The organism is Anaerovibrio slackiae (assembly GCF_009695585.1).
Taxonomy (GTDB): Bacteria; Bacillota; Negativicutes; order Selenomonadales; family Selenomonadaceae; genus Anaerovibrio; species Anaerovibrio slackiae.
This window is the reverse complement of sequence record NZ_VUNR01000065.1, coordinates 1-1346: the sequence shown is the minus strand read 5'-3', so window position 1 is coordinate 1346 and position 1346 is coordinate 1. Positions and strand designations below refer to the sequence as shown.

The window sequence follows — 1346 nt, the reverse complement described above, 5'->3', positions numbered from 1 at the left end:
TGGAGTTAGAATATAAATAGTACAAGTCAAAATGAGAAATCCTAAATAAGTTCATGACATGGTACAATATATGTACCTATCTTGAGGAGGATTTCAGAATGGCTAAACAACATGACAAACAGTTTAAACTTGACGCAATTCAATATTACGAAGATCATAAGGAGCTTGGCTTGCGTGGCTGCGCCAATAACTTAGGCATCGGTTACAGCACTTTGACCAAGTGGCGGAAAGAACTTCGTGACTCCGGCGATATCGTTGTAAGAGGTTCCGGCAACTACGAATCAGATGAGCAGAAAGAAATTGCCAGATTACGCCGTGAATTGCGCGATACGAAAGACGCACTTGACGTGTTAAAAAAAGCCATCAGCATTCTGGGAAAATAACAGAGGCCATTTATCTTCAGGTCTCTGAACAGGCGGAAATTGCAAAAGAAGAAGGACGCCCTATTTCCGTCTCCGGAATGCTGCGAAAACTTGGCGTTTCACGCTCGGGCTATAACGCTTGGCGCCATCGTCTGCCATCAGACACATCAATAAGACGACAGGAAGTAAAAGAACAAATCCAGCGAATCTACGATGAGTCTCATCAAAATTATGGTGCGCCTAAAATCACATCAGAACTGCGTAAAGCCGGAGAAATCATCTCTGAAAGGACTGTAGGTCAATATATGCGCCAGATGGGGCTTCGTGCTCAATGGGTTAAGCCCTGGGTCCCAACTACCGTTGATCCAGACTTCAGTGACAGTCTACAGAACATCTTGGATGAACAATTTAATCCAGAACGGCCTAATGCGGTTTGGTGCTCAGACATCACTTATGTATGGACAATTGACGGATTTGTATACTTGACCAGCATTATGGACTTGTACTCTCGCAAAATCATCGCATGGACGCTTTCTGACAGCTTAGAAGTAAGCTGCGTAACGGAAACAATTCAAAAAGCGAAATTACGCCGCAACCTCGATTTACCACTGATTATCCACTCAGACCGAGGCAGCCAATACGTAGCTAAAGAATATAAGAAGGCCACCGCACGAATGCAGCGGAGCTATTCCAAGAAAGCTTATCCATGGGATAATGCCTGTATCGAGTCATTTCACGCATTGATAAAGCGTGAATGGCTGAACCGCTTTAGAATCCGGGATTTTAATCATGCTTACAGCCTAATTTTTGAGTATATTGAAGCATTTTATAATACAAAGCGGATTCACAGCCATTGTGGATATCTTTCGCCAGATGACTTCGAAAAACTTTACAATGCGAGCGTTGCTAGAGAATCACTATTGGTAAGCTGAAAATAATTAAAATTTCTCATTTTATGTTGTACTAAATCTTGACATAGGACCA

Annotated in this window: 2 protein-coding genes; both read left to right on the top strand. The window is 42.5% G+C overall.

Annotation, left to right across the window (positions count from 1 at the left end; all coding sequences use genetic code 11):
* Positions 1–98: 98 nt before the first annotated feature.
* On the top strand, positions 99–383 hold the full coding sequence (locus FYJ84_RS14360) for a transposase (RefSeq protein WP_014424218.1): 285 nt from the start codon (positions 99–101) through the stop codon (positions 381–383).
* Positions 380–1294 (top strand): IS3 family transposase, encoded by a 915-nt coding sequence (locus FYJ84_RS14355; RefSeq protein WP_328596404.1) that lies wholly within the window; start codon positions 380–382, stop codon positions 1292–1294. Before FYJ84_RS14360 ends, FYJ84_RS14355 begins: the two co-directional genes overlap by 4 nt.
* Positions 1295–1346 lie beyond the last annotated feature (52 nt).

What these genes read in the sequence shown, in the direction of transcription:
- FYJ84_RS14360 (WP_014424218.1), top strand. Translation starts at nt 99, where the DNA reads ATGGCTAAACAACATGACAAACAGTTTAAACTTGACGCAATTCAATAT.